Raw genomic sequence first — 22,671 nt, 5'->3', positions numbered from 1 at the left:
AGGCCACGGGCTTGATTTGATCGGATCAAGCCTGAGCGAGCGCCGAGAGGGCGAGCCGGTAGGAGTCGGTCCCGAAGCCGGCCACGGTGCCGGTGGCGACGCCGCCGATCACGCTGTTGTGCCGGAACCTCTCGCGGGTGGCCGGGTTCGTCAGGTGCACCTCGATCAGCCGCAAGCCGGACGTGGTCACCTGGGCGGCCGCGTCCCGCAGCGCGTACGAGTAGTGCGTGAACGCGGCCGGGTTGAGCACCACGTCGCGCTGCGCGTCGACCGCCTCGTGCAGCCAGTGCACGAGCTCGGCCTCGTCGTCGCTCTGCCGCACTTCGGCGGACAGACCGAGGGCAGCGGCCCACTCGGTGATCGCCAGGGTGAGTCCGGCGTGGTCGAGGGCCCCGTAGACGTCGGGTTCGCGGGAGCCGAGCCGGCCGAGGTTCGGGCCGTTCAGGACGAGGACACTGGTCACAGGAGCTCCGGGGGTTCATCGGTGGACGGGGCGGGTCGCGCGGACACTTCCGGCTGCGGCACGAGCAGCGCCGGCTCGGCGCTGACGGCGACGTAGGCGGCCAGAAGGAGGTCCTCGGAGGGCCCCTCGAGCCGGGTCGGGGACGCCAGCCCATCGAGGATCACGAACCGCAGCGTCGCCCCTCGGGTCTTCTTGTCCCGGCGCATCGCGGTCAGCAGGTCGTCCCAACTCCCGGTCGGGTAACTCGTGGGCAGGCCGAGCGAGGTGAGGATCCGGCGGTGCCGGTCGACGATGCCACCCTCCAGGTGACCGGCGAGGCGGGCCAGTTCCGCGGCGAACACCAGGCCCACCGAGACGGCCTCCCCGTGCCGCCAGCGGAAGTGCTCGTGGTGCTCGATCGCGTGAGCGAACGTGTGCCCGTAGTTGAGGATCTCGCGCAGGTCGGCCTCGCGCAGGTCCGCGGAGACGACGCGGGCCTTCGTGGCGACCGCGCGTTCCACCAGCTCGCGCACCACCGGTGCGGACGGGTCCCGGGCGGCGTCCGGATCGGCCTCCACGAGCTCGAGGATCCGAGGGTCGTCGATGAACCCGCACTTGACGACCTCGGCCAGCCCGGCGGCCAGGTCCGCGGCGGGCAACGTCTCGAGGGCGTCGAGGTCGCACAGCACCCCGATCGGCGAGTGGAACGAGCCCACGAGGTTCTTGCCCTCGGCGGTGTTGATCCCGGTCTTGCCACCCACGGCCGCGTCGACCATCCCCAACAGGGTGGTGGGCACCTGGATCACGCGGACCCCGCGCAGCCAGGTCGCAGCCACGAAGCCCGCGAGGTCGGTGGCCGCTCCCCCGCCGAGCCCGATGACGACGTCGTCACGGGTGAAACCGGCCAGGCCGAGTTGTTCCCAGCACCGCGCGGCCACGGTCGCGGTCTTGGCGTCCTCGCCGTCCGGGACCTCACTCAGGTGCACCTCGTACCCGGCGCCGGTCAGGGCCGCCCGGATCCGCTCGGCAGGACCGGCCAGCGCACCCTGGTGGACCACCAGGACCCGGCGGGTGCCCGCGCCGATCAGGCCCGGCAGCTCTCCGGCCAGGTCGTGCCCGATCAGGACGTCGTAGCTGCGTTCCGCCGTTACGGCGACGCGGGTGACGCTCACGGAGCGGACACCTCGGCCAACACGGCGTCGCGGACCTGCTCCGGGGACCTGTTGTCGGTGTTCACCTCGACCGTGGCGAGCGAGGTGTATACGGGCCGGCGGGCCTCCATCAGCAGCTGCCACTGCCGGCGCGGGCTCCCCACGAGCAGGGGCCGGTTGCCGCTCAGCCCGACCCGCGGGGACGCGTGCGCCAGGGTGACGGACAGGTAGACCACCCGCCGGCCCGCCAGGGCCGCCTGGGTGCCCTCGTCGAGCACCGCTCCCCCGCCCAGCGCGAGGATGCCGTCGTGCTCGGCCAACGCCGTCGCCACGGCTGCCCGCTCCAGGGCACGGAACGCGTCCTCGCCGTCGTCGATGAAGATGTCCGAGATGCTGCGCCCGGCGGCGGTCTCGATGTCGTGGTCGGTGTCTCGGAACGTGGTGCCCCAGGCCATTGCGAGCAGGCGGCCGACGGTGGACTTGCCGGCGCCCGGGGGCCCGACAAGGATCAGCGCCGGGCCGGTCGTGTCGCTCATCGCATGGTCTCCGGGATCGCCTCGAGGTAGGACGCCACGTTCCGCGCGGTCTCGGTGATCGAGTCCCCGCCGAACTTCTCCAGCAGGGCTTCGGCGAGGACGAGCGCCACCATGGCCTCGGCGACGACTGCGGCCGGCGCCGCGGCGCAGGTGTCGGAGCGCTGGTGCAGGGCGGTCGCGGACTCGCCGGTGGCGACGTCGATGGTCTCGAGGGCTCGCGGCACCGTGGAGATCGGCTTCAGCGCCGCGCGCACGGCGAGCACCTCCCCGTTGCTCATGCCACCCTCGACCCCGCCGGCCCGATTCGTGCGCCGGTGGACGCGGCCGCCCGCGTCGCGGGTGATCTCGTCGTGCGCGACGGAGCCGCGCCGGGCGGCCGTCCGGAACCCGTCACCGACCTCGACACCCTTGATCGCCTGGATGCCCATCAGCGCTCCGGCCAGGCGGGCGTCCAGGCGGCGGTCGCTGTGCACGTAGCTGCCGAGCCCCGGGGGCAGCCCGTACGCGAGGACCTCGACCACGCCGCCGAGGGTGTCCCCGGCCTTCTTCGCGTCGTCGATCTCGGCGACCATCGCGGTGGAGGTCTCGGGGTGGAAGCTGCGGATCGGGTCCGCGTCCAGGGCTGCGACGTCGTCGGGCCCCGGCCGCGGGGCGTCCTGCGGGGTACCGACCGGGCCGACCGAGACCACGTGCGAGACGAGCCGGATGCCGGCGGCCTGCTCGAGCAGCGCGGCAGCCACGGTGCCGAGCGCGACCCGGGTCGCGGTCTCCCGCGCCGAGGCCCGCTCGAGGACCGGGCGGGCGTCGTCGAGGTGGTACTTCTCCATCCCGACCAGGTCCGCGTGGCCGGGCCGGGGTGTGGTCAGCGGCTTGTTCCGCGACTTCTCGCGTGCGTCGCCGGTGCCGGCATCGACCTCGAGCGCGCTCGCCTCGACCGGGTCGGCCGCCATCACCTGCTCCCACTTCGGCCACTCCGAGTTACCGATCTCGATCGCGACCGGCGAGCCCATCGTGACCCCGTGCCGGATGCCACCGAGCAGGCGCACCTCGTCCTGTTCGAACTTCATCCGGGCACCGCGGCCGTGGCCGAGCCGGCGCCGGGCGAGCGCGGCCCGGATCTCGGCGCTACCGACGGTGACACCGGCCGGCACCCCCTCGATGATCCCGACGAGCGCTTGGCCGTGTGATTCCCCGGCCGTCAACCATCTGAGCATGACCGTCAGTCTCCCACGGACCCGGCGCCGAGCCGGGCAGCGTCCGGTACGCGGGCACCGCGCCCGCCGGAGACTCTCAGGCCATGCCGAGCAGGGCAGGTCCCCAGGCGACGCCGACCACGCCGCCCGCCACCAGCCAGGGCCCGAACGCGACCGCTGTGCGCCGGTCGGCCTTGGTGGTGGCCAGCAGGATCACCGCGAACAGGCCGCCGAGGACGAACGCCGCGAGGATCCCGGCGGCCACGGCGGCCCAACCGGTCCAGCCGAGGACGAGCGCGATCAGGGCGCCCAGCTTCACGTCCCCGAGGCCGAGACCGGTCGGGCTGGCCAGGCACAACAGCAGGAGCCCGAGACCGACCACGGCGGCGCCGGCGAGGGCGCGGAGCAGCTCCGGCCAGGCGCCAGTGGTGGCTGCCGCCACCACGAGTGCGACGAGGACGACGGCGAACGCCGGCACCACGATGAGGTCCGGGAGGCGGTGGGTCGCCACGTCCACGACGACGAGCAGCGAGCACGCCAGCGCCGCGACCGCCAGCGCCACGAGCTCGGCCCAGCCGCCGGCGACGGCGGCGGCCCCGGCGCCTCCGAAGCAGGCCAGCATGGCGTGCAGGCCGGAGTTGGGCAGCGTGGACTCCGCCCCGGTGAGGGTGCGCAGCCACGGGGTCAGGATCAGGGCCACGAGGCCGGTCAGCGCACCGCAGACCAGCACCACCACCGGATCGCCCATGGGGTCAGTCCGTCAGCGCCTGCAGCAGGGCCGCGCGCATCGCCTCGACCGGGCCCGGACACCCGGTCATCAGGCGAACCTGCTCCGCGGCCTGATGCAGCAGCATGAGATACCCGGGCGAGATCGAACCGCCGGCCGACCGCCATGCGGACGCGATCGCCGTCGGCCAGCCCTCGTACACGACGTCCAACAGCACCTGATCGGCCTCGAGCGCGACGCCGTCGAGCAGGCCGACAAGGGGGTCCGCGGCGCCGTGCGGCAACGTCGAGATGACCACGTCGGCGCCGAGCAGCTCGGCGCGCGCCTGGTCGGTACCGAGCGTGACGTAGGAGGGTGTGACGCCCATCCGGCCGGCCGCGCGCATCACGACGCCGGCGCGCCCGACCGAGCGCATCAGGACCACCGGCGCGTGGATGCCGAGCTCACCGAGCGCGGCGAGGGCGGCCGCGGCCGTGGCGCCGGCGCCGATGATCACGCCGCGCCGAGCATCCGCGCCCGGTGCCTGCGGCGTGGCCTCGCGCAGCGCCTGGACCAGACCGTGGACGTCGGTGTTCGCGCCGATCAGCAGCCCACCGGGCTGGAACAGCAAGGTGTTCACGACGCCCACCACCTTCGCGAGCGACTCCACGTGGTCGCTGAGCGCCATGGCGCGCTGTTTGAGCGGCATGGTCAGCGAGAGTCCCGCCCACGAGCCGTCCCGGCTGCGCACGAACGCCTCGAGCTCGGGCTCGTCGACGTCGTGGAGCTCGTAGGTCCAGTCGGTCAGCCCGAGCTCGGCGTAGGCGGCCCGGTGCAGCACCGGGGACAACGAGTGCGCGACGGGGTGACCGAGCACCGCCGCATGGTGGCGCATGCTCAGCCTTCGCCCTCCGTGGTCTCCTCCGGCGCCGCGGTCTGTGCGGCCAGCCAGTCACGGTACATCTGCTGGTTGACGAGGTGCTCGTCGTAGTCCGCGGTGAACCGCGTCTCGCCCGTGGTCGGGTTGACCGTGACGAAGTAACACCAGTCACCCTCGGGCGGATTCAGGACGGCGTCGACGGCGCCCGGGCCCGCGGCCCCAATGGGCGTCGGTGGCAGGCCGGGGACGATCCGGGTGTTGAACGGATGCTCGGTCTGCCACTCGGTACGCGTGATCTCGGTCGCGATCTTGTTCAGACCGTACGCATAGGTGGAGTCCATGCCGAGGGTCCCGTCTCCGGTGCAGCCCGCGAGCCGGTTCTCGAGCACCCGAGCGACCCTGTCCCAGTCGTCCTGGTTGGCAACCTCGGCCTCGACGATCGAGGCCTTGATGAGGAGCTCCGCCCGGTCCTCGGCGGGGATGTTCCGCTCGTCGAGGTTCGCCACGGTCAGATCGACCATCTGCTGGAGGACGCTGGTCGGCGTGGAGTCCGGCTGGACCGTGTAGGTGGACGCGAACAGCCAGCCCTCGATCTCACCGCCGGCCTCGGCGGGCAGGTAGGACGCGGCGACCTCGGCGGCGGCCGTGGCGACCTCCTCCTCGGTGACGCCGAGCCGGTTCGCGATCCGCGCGTAGATCTTCGTGGCGCGCCAGCCCTCGGGGATCGTGATCGTGAGGTCGGAGCGGCTGGCCGGGTCGAGGAGCGCGGCGACGGCGTCGGCGGCGTTCATCTGGGACTGCAGCGTGTAGGTGCCGGCCTGGATGCCCACGGCATCCGGGTTGTTGCTGTAGGCCTGCACGAACGCCCCGCTCGTGGCCACCACGTCGTTGTCGACGAGGGTGGTCGCGATGTCGGAACCCGTGTCGCCGGTGTTGACCACGATCTGTACCTCGCCGGTACCGGGCCCGGGGTAGTCCGAGATGGTCTCGGTCGCCGCACCGTCGCCGGCCAGCATCGGGCGGATCAGCACCCAGGCGCCGCCGATGAGCAGCGCGATCGCCACGATCATCACGATGAAGGTGATCAGGTTGCGGCGCCGCTGAGCGCGCCGCTTGGCCTGACGCCGGCGGTGGGCACGGCGTCGGGAGTTCGCCCGGTCCTGGTCCGGATCGGCGGTACCCGCGAGAGGTTCGTCGAAGAGGTCGGTCACCGTTCCTCCTCCTGGGATGTCGGTTCGTTCGCTGTGCCGCCGCTGTCGATGGCCGTGCCGGGCGGCCGGCCGAGGTGACGTTCCTGGTCGAGCGCAGCCTGCAGGATCATGGTCGCGGCGACCTGGTCCACTACTTGTCTGTGTTTGCGCCCGGCCCGTCCCGACGCGTGCAGGGCCTGATGTGCCGAGACAGTCGTCAGCCGTTCATCGACGAGGCGCACAGGAGTGGGGCGGACCGCGAGTGCAACCGCTCTAGCGTACGCGCGAACCCTGAGAGCCGCAGTACCCTCCTCGCCGGACAAGCTCCGGGGCAGCCCGACGACGACCTCGATGGCGTCGTTCTCGGCCACGATCTCGGCGAGTTCGTCGATGCCTCGGCCGGGGCCGGAACGGGCCACGGTGCGCACCGGCGTGGCCAGCATGCCGTGCGGATCGCAGCGCGCCACCCCGATGCGGACGGTGCCGACGTCGACACCGATCCGCACGCCGGTCCGCATGCCCTCGGGGCTGTCAACCACCGATGGCGTCCAGGTCCGCGGTGATCGCCGCGAGCGCCTCCGCCAGCGCACTCGCGTCGGTGCCCCCACCCTGCGCGATGTCGTCCTTGCCGCCACCACCGCCGCCGAGCCGGCCGGCCGCGGTCCGGACCAGGGCGCCCGCCTTCGCGCCGGCGGCGCGGGCCGCCTCGTTCGTCGCAACGACCACGACCGGGCGGTCCTTCACGAGGGCGCCGATGGCCACCACGGAACCGGAGGCGTTGCCGAGCCGGTCCCGGACGTCCAGCGCGAGCGTGCGCACGTCGTCGGTCGAGGCGACCTCACCGATGTCCGCGGTCACCACGAGCAGGCCGCCGTGGGTGACCGCCTGCGACGCGAGCGTGCCCGCACCGGCGAGCAGCTGGCCCTGACGCAGCGCCGCGAGCTCCTTCTCGGCGTCCTTCAGCCGGGTGAGCAGGCCGGAGACTCGCTCCGGCAGCTCCTCGCTGCGGGCGCCGACGAGCTGGGAGAGCTGGCCGACGAGCGCGTGCTCGCGCGCTCCGAAGCTGTACGCGCCCGCGCCGACGAGTGCGTCGATGCGACGCACGCCGGAGCCGATGGACGCCTCACCGAGGAGGGTCACCAGCCCGAGCTCCCCGGACGTGCGCACGTGGGTGCCCCCGCAGAGTTCCTTGGACCAGTCCCCGCCGATGGAGACCACGCGGACGCGGTCGCCGTACTTCTCGCCGAACAGGGCCATGGCGCCCTGGGCGCGGGCCTCGTCGAGGCCCATGACCGCGTCGGTCACCTCGAGGTTCTCCGCGAGCTGGGTGTTCACCCGCTCCTCGATCTCCGAGAGCACGCCCGCGGGTACCCCGGATCCGGACCGGAAGTCGAACCGGACCCGGCTCGGGGCGTTCTCGGATCCGGCCTGGGTGGCCGAGTCGCCGAGAGACTCCCGCAGTGCCTTGTGCACCATGTGCGTGGCCGTGTGCGCGCGGCTGATGGCCCGACGGCGGTCGCTGTTGATCGTGGCCGTCGCACCCTCGTCGAGGGTCACGTCGCCGTCCACGAGCCGGCCCCGGTGCACCGGCATGCCCTTGACGGGCGCCTGGACGTCGTCCACCTCGACGAGGCCACCGCCGTCGAGCACGATCGTGCCGTGGTCGGCGAGCTGGCCACCTGCCTCGGCGTAGAACGGGGTGCGGTCCAGGATGATCTCGACATCGGCGGGCGCGTGCACCTGCGGCACCGCCACGCCGTCGACCAGGATCGCCGCGACCCGCGCGGGCGCGGTGTGGTCGGTGTAGCCGAGGAACTGCACGGGTGCATCCAGCTCGGACTGCAGGCCCTGGTAGACCTGCGTGTCGACCCCACCGCTGCGCTTGGCGAGGGCGTCCGCGCGGGCGCGCTGACGCTGCTCGGTCATGAGGGTCCGGAACGCCTCCTCGTCGACCTTCAGGCCCTGCTCGGCCGCCATCTCGAGGGTCAGGTCGATGGGGAAGCCGTACGTGTCGTGCAGCGCGAACGCCTGGTCACCTGCCAGTAGCGTGCCGCCGGAGGACTTCACCTTCGCCACCGCGGAGTCCAGGATCGTGGTGCCGGAGTCGAGGGTGCGGCGGAACGCCTCCTCCTCGCCATAGGCGATCTGGGAGATCCGTGCGAAGTCCGCCTCGAGCTCCGGGTAGGACGCCTTCATCGCGTCCTTGGACACCGGCAGCAGGACCGGGAGGGTGGGCTCGGTGACGCCGAGGAGGCGCATCGCGCGAACGGCTCGGCGCAGCAGCCGCCGCAGCACGTAGCCGCGACCCTCGTTGGCGGGCTTGATGCCGTCGGAGATGAGCATCAGGGCCGAGCGGACGTGGTCGGCGACGACGCGCATCCGCACGTCGTCGTCGTGATTGTCGCCGTAGCGCTTGCCGGACAGCCGTTGCGCCGCCGCGATGACCGGGAACACCTCGTCGATCTCGTACATGTTGTCGACGCCCTGCTTGAGGAACGCGACCCGTTCGAGACCCATGCCGGTGTCGATGTTCTTCTTGCGCAGCTCGCCGAGGATCTCGAAGTGGTCCTTCGTGCCACCGTCCGCGCGCTCGTACTGCATGAACACGAGGTTCCAGATCTCGAGGTAGCGGTCCTCGTCTGCGATCGGACCGCCCTCGACGCCGAACTCGGGTCCCCGGTCCACGTAGATCTCCGAGCACGGGCCGGCCGGGCCGCGCGCACCGGTGGACCAGTAGTTGTCCCGCATGCCGCGGCGCTGGATCCGTTCGGCCGGCAGGCCCGCGACCTCCTGCCACAGCCGGAATGCCTCGTCGTCGTCCTGGTAGACCGTGACCCAGATGACGTCCGGGTCGAACCCGAGCCCGCCCTCGTCCTCGGAGCCCGTGATGAACTCCCAGGCGTACCGGATCGCCTCCTCCTTGAAGTAGTCACCGAAGGAGAAGTTGCCGTTCATCTGGAAGAACGTGCCGTGCCGGGTGGTCTTGCCGACCTCCTCGATGTCCGAGGTGCGCACGCACTTCTGCACGCTCGTCGCGCGCGACCACGGCGGTGTCTGTTCGCCGGTCATGTACGGGATGAACGGGACCATGCCGGCGATCACGAACAGCGTGGAGGGGTCCGGGGAGATCAACGAGGCGGACGGCACCACGGTGTGGCCGCGGTCGGAGAAGTAGGTCAGCCAACGGCGTCGGATCTCGGCGGTACGCATGGGTCCTCGTTCGGGGATAGATCGGGGCGGACCTGCCGGCGGACGGCAGGGCGCTACTCGGTGGCGCTCGGAGCGCCTAGAAGAACTCGTTCTCGTCGTCCGGGTCGTAGCCACCGGACTCGGCAGCGGCGCGGCGGTCGGCCGCGCGACGCTCCTCACGCACCCGGGCGGCCCGCGCCTGTTCCTCCTCGGAGGGCAGCAGGGCGGCGGTGAGGGCGGCCTCGTTCTCGGCCATCGAGGCCCGGAACGTCTCTCCGAGCTCCTTGGCCGTGGTGGCGAGTTCGGTGATCGAGTCCGCGATGCCGGCCGGGCTGACCGCGTGGGCCACCCTGCCGACGGTGTTGTTCAGCCGGCCGACCTGGCGCAGCACGAGCACGGTGACGCCGACGCCCACGCCGATCCAGAACAGGCGCTTCACTTCTTCTCCGCCTTGCCGAACAGGCCGCGCACCGCCAGCGAGAAGGCCGCCACCTTGATCAGCGGCGCGCCGACCGTGGCGGCGACCAGGGACGTCATCGCGGACACGTTCGTGGAGACCTCGGCCGCCGCAGTCGTGACCGTGTCCACCTTGGCGATCTGGCCGTTCGTGGACGTGATCGTCTGGGCGGCCTCATCGATCACCGGGAGGGTGTGCTCGGTGATCTGGGCCAGGGACGTGCGGGCCTCGTCCATGACGCGGCCGAGCTTGAACAGCGGGATCGCGAGCGCTCCCACGAGCAGCACGAACGCGATCGCCGCGATCAGACCTGCAATGTCTCCCAATGCCATGGCGGTGCCTCCTGAGGCTTCTGGGGCGGGGGGAAGATCCTCGGGGCGACACTACCGGTTGCGGCTCGGGAACCGGGTACCCGAGCCGGAGCCGGGTGCTGAAACGAACCCACCCCGGGAACGGCCGTGGTGCGGCCGTCCCGGGGCGGGCTCGATGCTCCGACGATCGTCTGCTGCGTCAGCGCGAGTAGTGCTCCACGACCAGCTGGACCTCGCAGGTCACGGGGACCTCGGCACGCTTCGGGCGGCGGACCAGTTCGAAGCGGAGCTTCTCGAGGTCGACGCTCAGGTACTCGGGCACCTGGGGCAGGACGTCCCGGTGGGCACCGGCGGCGGCCACCTGGAACGGCACCATGGTCTGGCTGCGCGGCTTGACCTGCACGACCTGGCCCGGCTTAACGCGGAAGGAGGGGCGGTCCACGAGCTTGCCGTCGACCAGGACGTGGCGGTGCACCACGGACTGGCGGGCCTGGGCGATGGTGCGGGCGAAGCCGGAGCGCAGCACGAGGGCGTCGAGACGCATCTCGAGCAGCTCGACCAGCGACTCACCGGTCAGCCACGGCTCGCGGCGGGCCTCGTCGAAGGCGCGGCGAAGCTGGACCTCACGCAGCCCGTACTGGGCGCGCAGACGCTGCTTCTCCTTCAACCGGACGGCGTAGTCGCTCTCGGTGCGGCGACGGGCGCGGCCGTGCTCGCCCGGCGGGTAGGGGCGCTTCTCGAAGTACTTGACGGCCTTCGGCGTGAGCGCGAGGCCCAGCGCGCGGGACAGTCGCACCTGGCGGCGCGTGCGGTTCTGTGATGCCATGCGAAATGTGTTCCTGTCGTGTTGTTGATGACGTCACACCACTGCTCCGGCGACTGCCGGTGTGGTGTGGGGCCGACTCCCGATCGCGTCCCTGACGGTGCGCGACCCTCGGCTAGGGCCCCAGGTGTCCGAACGGACAACCCCAAGAGTCTACCGCACCGATCGGGGCCACATGGCACAGTGGGCGGGAACGAAGGGGAATCGAGTGAGCGTCCTGTCCTACCGCCCGGCCGAGGTCCTCGGGCGTTGTCATGACCGGTTCGGCCCGGTGCTGCGTGTCGGTGGCCGGCGCGGGTTCGTCTACGTCCGAGGCGAGGCAGCCAACGCCGCCGTGTTCGCGGCCTCTGACCGGTTCCGCTGGGAGGAGGCCTTCGCCGGTCTGGTGCCGGTGGACGGACCGACGTCCATGATCGTCTCGGACGGAGCGGAGCACCGTCGTCGGCGCAGGCTCGTGCAGCCCGCCATGCACCATCGGCAGGTTGCCCACTACGTGCAGATCATGGCCGCTACAGCGGATGAGGCCATCGACGGTCTGCGGCCCGGCACCGACGCGGACGCCTATGCCGTGTTCCGGGCAGCCATTCGGCGCAGCACCATCCACGCGTTGTTCGGGCCCGAGCTCGCGGCGGACGCGGACGTCCTGGGGCGCAGTCTGCAACCGCTGCTGGACCTGGTGGACGGCCTACCGGCAGCCACCCAATGGCACCGTCGGCTGCGCACGCCGGCCTGGCAGCGCGCCGGCCGGGCCCGCGCGATGCTCGACCGGCGCATCCGCGCGGAGATCACTCGCGCCCGCCTGCTCGGACCGCGCGCTGGCGATCACGTGCTCGCGACCCTGGTCAACGGCCGTGACGACGACGGTGACGGCCTGACCGACCGGGAGATCCGGGACCAGGTCGTCACCCTGATCGCGGCAGGCTACGAGACGACCAGCTCCGCGATGGCGTGGGCGATCTATTCGCTGGCGACGGAACCCCACGTGTGGGCGACCGCGCGCGCCGAGGTGCGCGACGCCGTCGGCGACCGGCCACCGGGGCCGGGCGACCTGCGCGCCCTGCCGTACCTGGCCGCCGTCGTGAACGAGACGCTGCGTCTGTACCCGCCGGCGGTCGTGACCGCCCGCCACGTGGCGCAGGACTTCGAGGTGGAGGGTCACCTGATCCGACCGGGTGCGACCCTGCTGCTCAGCCCGTACCTGACCCATCGGATGCCCGAGTACTGGGACCGCCCGCTGGAGTTCCGCCCGCAGCGGTGGCTGCCCGGATCTGCCGAATACACGAAGCCGGGACCGGCGCGCTACCTGCCGTTCGGGGGTGGCCCGCATCGGTGCATCGGGGCAACCATGGCCACGACGGAACTGATCGTGATGCTGGCCCGGGTGGTCGCTCGCCTGGACCTGACGCTGCCCGCGCAGCGGATCCGTCCGACCGGGTTCGCGGCGATGCGACCACGGGAGGGCCTCCGCGTGCACGTCACCGCGCGCCGGTGACCGGCGTGCGCTAGTCCAACATCGCGCGGATCCGCGCCAGCCGCTCGGTGAGGCCGCGCTCGTAGCCGCGGTCGGTCGGGCTGTAGTACTGGGTGCCCTGCAGGTCGTCGGGCAGGTACTGCTGGCGGGCCACCCCGTGCGGTTCGTCATGGGAGTAGACGTAGCCCTGACCGTGGCCCAGTCGTTTCGCCCCGGCGTAGTGCGCGTCCCGCAGGTGCACCGGGACCAGCGGCACCTTGCCGGCCTGGACGTCGGCGAGGGCGGCGTTGATCGCGTTGTAGGACGCGTTCGACTTGGGTGCCGTGGCCACGTGCACCACGGCCTGCCCGAGGATGATCCGGGCCTCCGGCATCCCGATCATGGCCACCGCCTGCGCGGCGGCCATCGCCGTCTGAAGCGCCGCCGGGTCCGCCATCCCGACGTCCTCGGATGCCGCGATCACGATCCGCCGGGCGATGAAGCGGGGGTCCTCCCCCGCCTGGATCATCCGGGCCAGGTAGTGCAGCGCGGCATCCACGTCGCTGCCCCGCATCGACTTGATGAACGCGCTTATCACGTCGTAGTGCTGGTCGCCGTCGCGGTCGTAGCGCACGGCGGCGACGTCGATCGCGCGCTCAACTGCCTCCAGCCCGATCACGGCATCGGCGCCACCGGCTGACTGTGCCGTGCCGGCCGCGGCCTCCAGGATGGTCAGCGACTTGCGGGCGTCACCACCGGCCAGGCGCAGCAGGTAGGCGCGAGCCTCGTCGTCGAGGGTGACCGCCCCGGCAAGACCCCGCTCGTCGGTCAGCGCGCGGGTCAGCAGCGCGTCCAGGTCTTCGGTCTCCAGGGGGCGCAGGGTGAGCATGATCGAGCGGGACAGCAGCGGTGAGATCACCGAGAAGCTCGGGTTCTCGGTGGTCGCGGCCATCAGGGTGACCCAGCGGTTCTCGACCGCGGGCAGCAGCGCGTCCTGCTGGGTCTTGGAGAACCGGTGCACCTCGTCGATGAACAGCACCGTCTCGCCACCGGACCCGGCCAGCCGACGGCGGGCGTCCTCGATCACGGCCCGCACATCCTTCACCCCCGCGGTGACCGCGGACAGTTCCACGAACCGCCGGCCCGAGACGTGCGCGACCAGGTAGGCGAGCGTGGTCTTGCCGGTGCCGGGCGGTCCCCACAGGATCACCGAGGACGGTGGCAGCGCCCCCGGCACGGGCGGGTCGATGAGCCGGCGCAGCGGTGACCCGGGCTCGAGCAGGTGGTCCTGGCCGAGCACCTCGGCGGGGACGGAAGGGCGCATCCGGACCGCGAGCGGGGCCCCGTCCCGGGTCCGCGGGACGCCGACGTCGTCGGTGCCGGCTGCTTCGAACAGATCCACCCCAGCAGCCTACGCGGCCCGTACGACGTCACCGGCCGCCGGCTCGGCGCCGCAGTCGTGAACGTGGGCGCCGGCGGGCTGTCATCATGTGTCCCGTGTTCGATCGCCTGGGACGTGACATCGCCCACCGCCCCCGCCTGACCGTCTTCGTCTGGATCCTGCTGGTCGGTGGGTGCCTCGCGCTCGCCCTGACCGGGGTCGGCGGGCAGGGTCTGTTCGACCGGCTGCACTCCGGCGAGCCCCGCGTCCCCGGCTCCCAGAGCCAGATCGGCTCCGACATCGTCGCCGACAACGACGAGACCGGAGAGACCATCTCGCTGGTGGTGCAGGGCGTCGATCTGGCCGATGCCGAGGCGGTGAGCGAGGCCGGCCGCGCCGCCGCCACCCTGCACACGACGCTGCTGGCGATCGACGGCGTGGAGTCGGTGGTGGACCCGTTCGTGTTCCCCGACGGGCCTGCGGCCGAGGAAGCCGCCGCCTTCGTCTCGACGGCGCAGGACGGCTTCTTCGTCTCGGTCACCCTTGAACCGGACGCACCCGCCGCCGCCCACGACGAGGTCGTGACCGAACTGGAGGAGTTCCCCGCGGCGGCCTCCGACGGCGCCACGGGCCTGGTCTCCAGCTCCCCGATCGTCACGGACGAGATCATCGGTCAGCTGCAGACGGACCTCGCCCGCGGCGAGGCCGTGGCGCTGCCGATCTCGCTGCTGATCATGATCGTGGTGTTCGGTGGCTTCCTGACGGCGGGGATGCCGTTGGCAGGTGCGCTCGCCTCGATCGCCGGTGGCCTGGGCGCCCTGTACGGCTTTTCCTACGTGCTGGACCTCGACTCGGTCGTGGTGAACGTCGTGACCGTGCTCGGGCTCGGCCTGTCGATCGACTACGGCCTACTGATCGTGTCCCGGTTCCGGGAGGAGATCCAGGCCGCGGCCGCCGCCGAGGCCGAGCTCGGCTCGGGCGAGCGGCGCCAGCGGGGTCGCACGGGCAGGCGCGGCGTCGACCCGGTCCTGGTCCGGGCCCTGCGGCGCACCATGACGACGGCGGGGCGCACCGTCACGTTCTCGGCCGTCACCGTGGCCGTGTCGATCGCCGGGCTGTTGCTGCTGCGGCCAGACATCCTGAAGTCGCTCGGTGCGGCAGGGGTGTCGGTCGTCATCATCGCGGTGGCCTCGGCGCTGACCCTCGTCCCGGCGCTGCTGGTGCTCATCGGGCGGCGGATGCTGCAACCCTCGGTGCTCACCAAGGTGCCCGTGCTGCGGTCCCTGATCGGCAAGCTCGGCGACGTCGCGCCCGAGCACGGCTTCTTCTCCAGGCTGGCCGGCGTCGTGCAGAAGCGGCCGTGGGTCGTCCTGGTGCTGACCACGGTCGTGCTGGGCCTGCTCGCCTCCCCCGTGCTCGGCCTCCAGCTGCGCAACTCGACGACCGAGATGCTGCCCCGCGACTCCGACCAGCGCGACTTCATCGACGTCGTGCAGGCGGACTACCCACTTCTGGCGACGCCCGCGATCCAGGTGCTCGTCGAGGCCGACGCGGCGCAGGCCCAGGCATTCGCCGACGAGATCGCTACGCTGCCGGACGTCGAGGGCGTGAACCCACCCACCGCCGTCGGGACGCAGTACCAGCTGATCGGGGTGCGCCCGGACACCGACGAGGCCGGTGGTGAGGTCGCCACCGGGGTCGTGGAGGAGATCCGCGCCCTCGAGACCGGGGACGGCGCCCCGGAGCAGGTCTGGGTGCTCGGCCAGGCAGCCAACCAGATCGACTTCACCGACGCGCTGATCGAGGGCCTGCCGTGGGCGGTGGGCATCGTGGTCCTCGCGACGTTCGTCCTGCTGTTCCTGATGACGGGCTCGCTCCTGGTGCCGCTCAAGGCGCTGCTCATCAACGTCCTCTCCCTCGGTGCCTCGCTCGGGATCACCACCTGGATCTTCCAGGAGGGGCACCTCTCCGGACCGCTCGGGTTCACCTCGACCGGTGGCCTCGAGTCCTATGTGGTCGCCATCGTGATCGCGTTCGGGTTCGGCCTGGCGATGGACTACGAGGTGTTCCTGCTCGCCCGGATCAAGGAGTTCTACGACGCCACCGGCGACAACGACCTCGCGGTCCGCATGGGCCTGCAGCAGTCCGGGCGGATCATCACCTCCGCGGCCCTGGTGATCGTGGTCGTGTTCGCCGGGTTCGCGACCGGGGAACTGATCGCCATCAAGCAGGCCGGCGTCGCCCTCGCGCTGACCGTGCTGGTCGACGCGACGCTCGTGCGGATGCTGCTGGTGCCCGCGACCATGACGCTGCTCGGGGACTGGAACTGGTGGGCGCCGAAGCCGTTGCGCCGCCTGCACAAGCGGTTCGCGATCCAGCACTGAGGACGGCACCCACCCGGTCTCACGCGCGGCGGCGGGTCTCGACCTCCTGCCCGACGGCGAAGCCGAGCCGCGTGTACAGGCGCCGCGCGGGCGCGTTGTCGGCGTACATACCAAGGCTGACCTGCCCGGTGCTCGCAATCCCACCGCGGGTCATGGCCGCGGTGACGGCCGCGCCGAGACCGCGGCCCCGCCACGCCGGCACGGTCGCGATGGATCCGAGGTGCACGGAGACCGGCCGCCGCATCGTTCCGCCGATCGCACGCAGGTGGCCCTGCCCGTCCCGCCAGCCGAACCAGCGCGCACCCTCCCGGTCCAGCGTCAGGTGCGTGGTCGGGTTGGCCTGCGCCTGCACGGCGCGGATCTCCTCGGCGTCGGCGACCGGATCGAGCTCGCGGACCGCGTCCTCGCCCGGGACCGCGGGCGGCTGAGTCTCGGTCCAGAGCCAGTCCCAGTGGGAGACGGTCGGCAGAGCAAGCGCGGCGGCGACACCCGGGTTCAGCAGGTCCCAGGTGCCGCGCGTCAGGCTCGCCACGGCCACCTGCCCGAGGTGACCGGATCCTGAGACGCGCGATCCGCCGTCGGGCGTCATGACGTCCGTGAGGACCGAGGTCAGGGCTGCGGGCTCCCCCACCCCGATCAGCGCCGCCGTGTCCGGCCGTGGCCGTGCGAGGAACAGCACAGCACGCTCGTCACCCCAGGCGAGCGGGTCGGCCCACCGATCGAAGTCGTCGACGACGAACCGATCGGCCGACCATGGCGCGGGCAGGTCGGTGACGCTCCGGGGGCGCAGGGCCTCCGGCGACGTCACTTCGGGTCGGTCGCGGCGCCGTCAGCCCCCTGGGCGTCGGCGGGTGCCGCTGGCTTGGGCGCCTTGAGCGGCGCGTCCACGCCGGCCTCCTTGCGCTGCTGCGCGGTGATCGGCGCCGGGGCCTGCGTGAGCGGGTCGAAGCCGCCGCCGGACTTCGGGAACGCGATCACCTCGCGGATCGAGTCCGAGCCGGTGAGCAGGGTGACGATCCGGTCCCAGCCGAACGCGATCCCGCCGTGCGGCGGGGCGCCGTAGGCGAACGCGTCGAGCAGGAAGCCGAACTTCGTCTGCGCGGACTCCTCGTCCAGTCCCATCAGCTCGAAGACGCGCTCCTGCACCTCGCGCTGGTGGATACGGATCGAACCACCACCGATCTCGTTGCCGTTGCAGACGATGTCGTAGGCGTAGCTGAGCGCGTTGCCGGGGTCGGTGTCGAAGGTGTCGAGGAACTCGGGCTTCGGGGAGGTGAACGCGTGGTGCACGGCGGTCCACTTCCCGGCCCCCACGGCCACGTCGCCCGCGGCCACCGCGGCCTCCGACGACTCGAACATCGGCGCGTCGACCACCCAGACGAACTTCCAGTCGCCCTCGGCGATCAGGTCGGTGCGGCGGGCGATCTCCAGGCGTGCGGCGCCGAGCAGGGCGCGTGCGTCGGTCACGGCGCCGGCTGCGAAGAAGACCGCGTCGCCGGGGCTTGCCCCGACCGCCTCGACCAGACCGGCCCGCTCGCCCTCGGACAAGTTCTTGGCGACCGGCCCGCCGAGCTCACCGTCCTCACCCACCGTGACGTACGCGAGGCCCTTGGCGCCGCGCTGCTTGGCCCACTCCTGCCAGGCGTCGAACTGCCGGCGTGGCTGCGACCCGCCGCCGGGCATCACCACGGCGCCCACGTACGGTGCCTGGAACACCCGGAACGGCGTGTTCGCGAAGTAGTCGGTGAGCTCGGTGAGCTCGAGCCCGAACCGCAGGTCCGGCTTGTCAGACCCGAACCGGCGCATCGCCTCGGCGTAGGTCATCCGCGGGATCGGCGTCGGGATCGTGTAGCCGATGAGCTCCCAGAGCGCGACCAGGACCCGTTCGGCGACGGCGATCACGTCGTCCTGGTCGACGAAGCTCATCTCGACGTCGAGCTGGGTGAACTCGGGCTGACGGTCGGCGCGGAAGTCCTCGTCGCGGTAGCAGCGAGCGATCTGGTAGTAGCGCTCCATCCCGGCCACCATGAGCAGTTGCTTGAACAGCTGCGGTGACTGCGGCAGCGCGTACCAGGACCCGGGCGCCAGGCGTGCGGGCACCAGGAAGTCGCGGGCACCCTCCGGGGTCGACCGGGTCAGCGTGGGGGTCTCGATCTCCACGAACTCCTCGGCGTCCAGGACCCGCCGGGCGGCGGCGTTGACCTTCGCACGAAGGCGGATGGCGTGCGCGGGCGCGGGCCGGCGCAGGTCGAGGTAGCGGTACTTGAGCCGCGTCTCCTCGCCGACGGTGACCTGCTCGTCGAGCGCGGTGGAGACCTGGAACGGCAGCGCCGCGGCGGTGTTCAGCACCCGCACCTCGGTCGCGATGACCTCGACCTCACCGGTGGCCAGGTTCGGGTTCGCGTTGCCCTCGGGGCGCTGCGAGACCTCGCCGGTGACCGCGAGCACGAACTCCGAGCGCAGCGGGTGGGCCACGGCCTCGTCCCGGATGACCACCTGCACGATGCCGGACGCATCCCGTAGGTCGATGAACGCCACCCCACCGTGATCACGACGGCGATCCACCCACCCGGTCAGGGTGACGGTGGAACCGATGTCACCGGCGCGCAGGGAGCCGGCCTTGTGGGTGCGAAGCACTGCTGATCCTTCCGACGAGGAACGCCGGTGGGTTGCGCGGCGCCTGCACGATCCTAGTGCGCCCCGTCAGGCGGCTCAGCCCCCGGCCGTGCGGATCCCCGCGGCGAACGCGGCGACGTCGGCGATCCGGGCCCGGACCGGGTCCAGCACGAGCCGTTCGGCGACGTCGGCGACGGCGCGGTTCAGGTCCGCGCGGGCCTTGCGGGCGCGTCGCCTCGCCCCGACCCGCGCGACCACCGCGGAGATCAACGAGATGAGCAGCCCGAGGACGACGCCCACGATCACCAGCACCGTCGGCCACGGCAGCGCAGGCAGTTGCGGCCACGGCGGGTCCGCCGGCACCGGACCCAGCTGCGGCAGCCAGGTCACCGGCAGACCGAAGTAGCGTAGGGCCGCCAGGACCCCGAGCCAGAGCACCCCGGCGGCGAGGATCGCGAACACGAGCCACTGCAGTGCCCCGACCACCCCGAACCAGCGCGGGTCGGAGCGCCCCACGAGCGGCGTCGAGACGATCGCCTGGTCGAGGGCATCCGGCAGCGCCTCGAGGGCGCCGGTTGCGCCGGACCGCATGTACGAGCGCCAGGGTTCCGCGCTGCCGGCCGCGGTGGCATCGCCGAGGTCCCGCAGCGCCGTCGCGACCTTGGCGCGCTGGACCGGCGAGGCGGCCGGGATCGATGACGTCGCGACGACCGCTCCCCCCTCGCCCCGCTCGGGCACGGAGTCCAGGTGCAGCCGGCGCAGCGGGTCCCGGCGGAACCGGCCCAGCCAGCGGGTCACCGGCCAGCCGGTCGAGGCACGGGCGCGGTGTCGGAACGAACCGGCGACGGCGTCGGCCACCTCCTCGACGCCGGCCGACCGGGCCAGGGTGCTCACCAGCCGGCGCCGGTCCGGGGCGCCCAGTTCCGAGCCGGCCTCGGCCGTGTAGGCGGTCCCGAGCTCGGCGGCGACGGTCGCAATGTCCGCGGACAGCCGGGCGTCGGCCGCGCGGCGCTCGGAGACGAACCGGGCGATCACCTCGCGGAGGTCGTCAAGGCCCTCACCGGTGCGCGCGGAGACGGCGAGCACCCGCGCCCCGCGCAGGCCGTCGTCGGCGAGCCGGTCGGTGAGGTCCGCCAGGACCGGCGCCCGGTCGCCCGGAGCGAGCAGGTCCGCCTGGTTCAGCACCGCGACGGTGACCTCGGCGTGCCGCGACATCGGCCGCAGGTACTGCGTGTGGACGACGGCGTCGGCGTACTTCTGCGGGTCCAGCACCCAGACGAGGACATCGACCGCCTCCGCGAGCCGGGCGGCCCGGAGGTGGTGCTCGGTCTGCACGGAGTCGATGTCGGGCAGGTCGAGGAGGACGAGACCCGAGAGATCCGTGCCGCCATGGTCGGGGGCGACCTCGACCCGCTGGGTGACCTCCAGCCAGTCGAGCAGTTCGCCCGCCGGAGCCGCCGCCCCCCAGATGATCGCGAGCGGGTGCGACGTGGTGGGCCGCCGAGCGCCAACGGTGGCGACGTCCGTCCCGGACAACGCGTTGATCACCGACGACTTGCCACTGCCGGTGGCGCCGGCGAGGGCGACCACGGTGTGCTCGGCGGACAACTCCCGCCGGCGTCCCACCCGGGTGAGCACGCCATGCGCGCGAGCCAGCGGCGCCGCCTGCTCCGGCGGTTCGGTGCGGTGCGGACCGGTGACGCTGTGCCGGCCGTGCGCAGGGTCGGCGAGAGTCTCGGCGCCCACCCTGTCGAGGACCTCGACGGCGTCGCGCAAGCCGGCGAGCCGAGGACCCAGGTCTGCGCGTTCGCCGACGCGCGCCCGCGCCGTCACGCGTGCCACGGACGATCCGGGTCGGTCGGGTCCGCGGGTCCGGCGCCTGGGGCCGGGGCGCCGGTGGCCGTGCGTCGTGGCGCGTCGGTCACGGTGTAGTCGGTCGACTCGATGACCCGAGGCACCACGGCGGGGAGCTCGACCGGTGGCTCGTCGTGAGGGGGCCCGAGCGCCGCGGGCGCGGGCGCCGACTCGAGCGCTGTGGCTCCGCGTTCGAGGACCGCCTCGCCGCGCACCCGCAGTTCGGCGGCCACCTCGTCGGCGCCGGCCACCGGGGCGAGCAGATCCTCGAACCGCTGCCGTTCGGTGGCGAGCAGCGCCGTCGCCCGCTCGGTGAAATCGTCCCGAGCGGCAGTGGCCAGCCGCCGGACCGCCTGATCGCCGAAGATCGCCTCGAGGAGTTTCTGGGCCACGACCGCGGTACCACCGGCCACCACGATCTCGCCTCCGACGAGACCGCCGGTCGAGGCGAACACCACGATCATCAGGGCGACGCCGACGCCGTTCACCCCGAACGCGAGGATCCTGGCCATGGTGCGCTTGCCCTGACCCTCGCCGCGGACGAGGTCGAGCAGATAGCCCTGCCACTGGCGGACCTGTTCGGCGGCCCGCTCGGGAAAGCCGCTGGTGGCCCGGCCCCAGTCCCGGCCGTCCAGGAGGGCCCGGCCGGCATTGTCCTGCCGGAGTGCGAGCTGAGCGCGTTCCGCGGCGGCATCGGCCTCGGCCACCAGGAGCGCCTGCAGGCCGGTGCCGATGGCCTCCTTCACCTCGACCTCGCGTTGCGGGCGGCCGGTGACGAACGCGGTGAGCTGGTCGCGGATCCGGCCCACCCGGCTCTCCAGGCCGCGGATGAAGTCACCGGTGCCGATGAAGTCCTGCCAGCGCGCGAGCACCTCGCCGCGCAGCACGGCGCCATCGGCGAACGCGTCGAGCGCGGCATCGGAGGCGTAGGCCGTGGTGATCCGCCCGCGGATCTCCCGAGCGGCGCGTTCCTGGGCCTCGGCGGCCGACGCGAGGTCGGACGCCTGCCGGGCCACATCCATCGTCGCGCCCGCGAGGGTCTGCCGGATCACGCCGGCCCGGGACTCCTCGTCCGCGGTGAGCCCCAGGAGCCAGTTCCGCAGGTCGGTCACGAGGTGGGCGGGCAGCATGCTGTGCCCGTCGCGCTCGTCGAGTGCCGTCTCGGGCAGCAGGAACAGCGGTGCCCGCGCGAGCCCTTCGGTTGCCAGCATGGCGGCGAGGTCGTGACTGATCTCCTCAAGGACCGGCGGAGGCACCCGGTCCAGGACAACGGCGACGACCACCTGGCGGCGGGAAGCAGCCCGGAGCAGTTCCCACGGCACCGCGTCGGCATACCGGTTCGCAGTCGTCACGAAGATCCACAGATCCGCGGCGGCCAGCAGCTGCGACGCCAACTGCCGGTTCGTGTCGACCACGGAGTCGATGTCCGGAGCGTCCAGCAGTGCCAGGCCCTGCCGGAGCCCGTCATAGGGCTGCAGCCGCAGCGCGGCAGCGCCGGCCTCGCCGGCGCCACCGGAGGGTGGCATCGTGCCGTCCCCGCGGACCCGCGGCAGCGACGGGAGGATGCGCTGACCCGCGAACCAGCGGGCATCCGCCGGGTGATGGATGAGTACCGGGTCCCGGGTGGTGGGTCGGAGCGCGCCGGGCCGGGTCAGCGGCGCCCCGACCAACGCGTTCACGAGTGTCGACTTCCCGGCGCCCGTGGACCCGCCGACGACGGCGAGCAGCGGGGCGTCGAGCTGGTCGTAGCGGGGCAGGATGTAGTCGTCGAGCTGATTCAACAGCTGGGCCCGCAGGCCGCGTGCATGTTCGGCCCCGGGGACCTCCAACGGGAAGTGCGCAGCCTCGATCGCCTCTCGTAGGCCGGACAGCGCAGATTCCATGGCGCTGATCATGCCAGTGCGTGAGATGCGGCACATCTTCGTGTCCTACCCAGCGCCGAGGCCCTCCGTCCCGGTAGACTCGGGCTACCTGGAGCGCATCATGCCGCGAGAGGGCCCACATCACGACCCGCCAAGAGCGGGTGTTCACGTGCAGATGTCGCAGAGTGCGGCATTGCGAGGAGACGGGCCGATGCGGAGAAGGACCGTCCGGTCTGCCGGCTCCGT

The 22,671-nt window shown here is 72.3% G+C and carries 19 protein-coding genes; 2 read left to right on the top strand and 17 right to left on the bottom strand.

Annotated features, from left to right (window positions below; all coding sequences use genetic code 11):
- Window positions 1–25: 25 nt before the first annotated feature.
- The 12 genes from HALOF300_RS26185 to rpsD all read right to left on the bottom strand — a co-directional run bounded on the left by HALOF300_RS26185 (window position 26) and on the right by rpsD (window position 10,881).
- Window positions 26–463: a type II 3-dehydroquinate dehydratase gene (locus tag HALOF300_RS26185; RefSeq protein ID WP_156743815.1), complete on the bottom strand. Its 438-nt coding sequence runs from the start codon at window positions 461–463 to the stop codon at window positions 26–28.
- Window positions 460–1,614: a 3-dehydroquinate synthase gene (gene aroB / locus HALOF300_RS26180; protein WP_156743814.1), complete on the bottom strand. Its 1,155-nt coding sequence runs from the start codon at window positions 1,612–1,614 to the stop codon at window positions 460–462. Before aroB ends, HALOF300_RS26185 begins: the two co-directional genes overlap by 4 nt.
- Window positions 1,611–2,129 (bottom strand): shikimate kinase, encoded by a 519-nt coding sequence (locus tag HALOF300_RS26175; protein ID WP_156743813.1) that lies wholly within the window; start codon window positions 2,127–2,129, stop codon window positions 1,611–1,613. The genes aroB and HALOF300_RS26175 overlap by 4 nt, the downstream gene beginning before the upstream one ends.
- Complete coding sequence (gene aroC, locus HALOF300_RS26170) at window positions 2,126–3,343, bottom strand: chorismate synthase (RefSeq protein WP_156743812.1); 1,218 nt, start codon at window positions 3,341–3,343, stop codon at window positions 2,126–2,128. Before aroC ends, HALOF300_RS26175 begins: the two co-directional genes overlap by 4 nt.
- A gap of 76 nt (window positions 3,344–3,419) precedes the next feature.
- Window positions 3,420–4,070, bottom strand: a complete 651-nt coding sequence (locus HALOF300_RS26165) for a prepilin peptidase (RefSeq protein WP_156743811.1) — start codon at window positions 4,068–4,070, stop codon at window positions 3,420–3,422.
- A 4-nt stretch (window positions 4,071–4,074) separates the two neighbouring features.
- A complete protein-coding gene (locus HALOF300_RS26160) occupies window positions 4,075–4,923 on the bottom strand; it encodes a shikimate dehydrogenase (protein WP_156743810.1) in 849 nt (282 codons plus the stop codon).
- Between the two features lie 2 nt (window positions 4,924–4,925).
- A complete protein-coding gene (gene mltG, locus HALOF300_RS26155; RefSeq protein WP_156743809.1) occupies window positions 4,926–6,119 on the bottom strand; it encodes an endolytic transglycosylase MltG in 1,194 nt (397 codons plus the stop codon).
- Entirely contained in the window at window positions 6,116–6,616 is a 501-nt protein-coding gene (gene ruvX, locus HALOF300_RS26150; protein WP_156743921.1) for a Holliday junction resolvase RuvX, read from the bottom strand. The genes mltG and ruvX overlap by 4 nt, the downstream gene beginning before the upstream one ends.
- Window positions 6,617–6,629: 13 nt before the next feature.
- Window positions 6,630–9,308, bottom strand: a complete 2,679-nt coding sequence (alaS, locus tag HALOF300_RS26145; RefSeq protein WP_156743808.1) for an alanine--tRNA ligase — start codon at window positions 9,306–9,308, stop codon at window positions 6,630–6,632.
- Between the two features lie 76 nt (window positions 9,309–9,384).
- The gene (locus HALOF300_RS26140) at window positions 9,385–9,726 is read right to left on the bottom strand and encodes a hypothetical protein (RefSeq protein ID WP_156743807.1); all 342 of its coding nucleotides are present in this window, start codon (window positions 9,724–9,726) and stop codon (window positions 9,385–9,387) included.
- Entirely contained in the window at window positions 9,723–10,076 is a 354-nt protein-coding gene (locus HALOF300_RS26135; RefSeq protein ID WP_156743806.1) for a DUF948 domain-containing protein, read from the bottom strand. The genes HALOF300_RS26140 and HALOF300_RS26135 overlap by 4 nt, the downstream gene beginning before the upstream one ends.
- Window positions 10,077–10,254: 178 nt before the next feature.
- Window positions 10,255–10,881 (bottom strand): 30S ribosomal protein S4, encoded by a 627-nt coding sequence (gene rpsD / locus HALOF300_RS26130; protein WP_156743805.1) that lies wholly within the window; start codon window positions 10,879–10,881, stop codon window positions 10,255–10,257.
- Between the two features lie 205 nt (window positions 10,882–11,086).
- Between rpsD and HALOF300_RS26125 the strand changes: the two genes are divergently transcribed.
- Window positions 11,087–12,370, top strand: a complete 1,284-nt coding sequence (locus HALOF300_RS26125; protein WP_197522855.1) for a cytochrome P450 — start codon at window positions 11,087–11,089, stop codon at window positions 12,368–12,370.
- A 10-nt stretch (window positions 12,371–12,380) separates the two neighbouring features.
- On the opposite strand, the gene HALOF300_RS26120 is transcribed toward HALOF300_RS26125, so the two are convergent.
- Window positions 12,381–13,730, bottom strand: a complete 1,350-nt coding sequence (locus HALOF300_RS26120) for a replication-associated recombination protein A (protein WP_156743804.1) — start codon at window positions 13,728–13,730, stop codon at window positions 12,381–12,383.
- Between the two features lie 86 nt (window positions 13,731–13,816).
- On the opposite strand from HALOF300_RS26120, the gene HALOF300_RS26115 reads away from it, so the two are divergent.
- Window positions 13,817–16,093: an MMPL family transporter gene (locus tag HALOF300_RS26115; RefSeq protein ID WP_156743803.1), complete on the top strand. Its 2,277-nt coding sequence runs from the start codon at window positions 13,817–13,819 to the stop codon at window positions 16,091–16,093.
- Between the two features lie 19 nt (window positions 16,094–16,112).
- On the opposite strand, the gene HALOF300_RS26110 is transcribed toward HALOF300_RS26115, so the two are convergent.
- The 4 genes from HALOF300_RS26110 to HALOF300_RS26095 form a co-directional block, all read right to left on the bottom strand.
- Entirely contained in the window at window positions 16,113–16,901 is a 789-nt protein-coding gene (locus tag HALOF300_RS26110; RefSeq protein ID WP_156743802.1) for a GNAT family N-acetyltransferase, read from the bottom strand.
- A complete protein-coding gene (gene aspS, locus HALOF300_RS26105; RefSeq protein ID WP_156743801.1) occupies window positions 16,898–18,730 on the bottom strand; it encodes an aspartate--tRNA ligase in 1,833 nt (610 codons plus the stop codon). Before aspS ends, HALOF300_RS26110 begins: the two co-directional genes overlap by 4 nt.
- A gap of 75 nt (window positions 18,731–18,805) precedes the next feature.
- Complete coding sequence (locus tag HALOF300_RS26100; RefSeq protein ID WP_156743800.1) at window positions 18,806–20,551, bottom strand: GTPase; 1,746 nt, start codon at window positions 20,549–20,551, stop codon at window positions 18,806–18,808.
- Window positions 20,539–22,446: a dynamin family protein gene (locus tag HALOF300_RS26095; RefSeq protein ID WP_197522854.1), complete on the bottom strand. Its 1,908-nt coding sequence runs from the start codon at window positions 22,444–22,446 to the stop codon at window positions 20,539–20,541. Before HALOF300_RS26095 ends, HALOF300_RS26100 begins: the two co-directional genes overlap by 13 nt.
- Window positions 22,447–22,671: the final 225 nt, after the last annotated feature.

This window comes from Occultella aeris (assembly GCF_902703175.1).
GTDB lineage: Bacteria > Actinomycetota > Actinomycetes > Actinomycetales > Beutenbergiaceae > Occultella > Occultella aeris.
This window is presented reverse-complemented; position numbering and strand designations above follow the sequence as displayed.